Annotated in this window: 1 protein-coding gene; it reads left to right on the plus strand. The window is 67.2% G+C overall.

All coding sequences use genetic code 11. The annotated features are described in order from the left end of the window. Positions 1–69: 69 nt before the first annotated feature. Positions 70–539 (plus strand): SIS domain-containing protein (locus tag JFT44_RS28540; RefSeq protein WP_198831484.1); only part of this gene is annotated, 470 nt, incomplete at its 3' end.

Here is a 539-nt window from a genome sequence, read left to right on the forward strand (position 1 = left end):
GCGTGCGCCTGGACCGCTCCCTGCACCTCACCGACGTAATGGTCGAAGGAGAAACCATTGACTTCAAAAATGCTTGAAGAGGCCCTGTCCTCCTGTGAGGCCGTCGCGGCCCAACTGCAATGCCTCGACCCGCTGCTGGCCGAGGTCGCCGGCCGCCTGCGCCGCCAGCCGCCGCAAGTGGCGATGACCGTCGCCCGTGGCAGTTCGGACCACGCCGCCAGTTACTTCGCCTACCTGACCATGCAGCATGTGGGCGTTCCCGTGGCGTCGCTGCCGATGTCGGTGGTGACCCTGGCGCAGGCGCCGCTGAAAGTCAGCGGCCAGGCGGCCTTCGGCTTCTCTCAGTCGGGGCAGAGCCCGGACCTGGTCAACAGCCTGCGCCTGCTGCGCAAGCGCGGGGCCTTGAGTGTGTCGATGGTCAACGCTGAAGACTCGCCCCTGGAAGCCGCCTGCGAATTCCATGTGCCGCTGTGCGCCGGCCCCGAGCGTAGCGTGGCCGCGACCAAGAGTTTTATCGCCACCTTGAGCGCCAGCGCCCA

The organism is Pseudomonas sp. MF5691 (genome assembly GCF_016405645.1).
Lineage (GTDB): Bacteria > Pseudomonadota > Gammaproteobacteria > Pseudomonadales > Pseudomonadaceae > Aquipseudomonas > Aquipseudomonas shahriarae.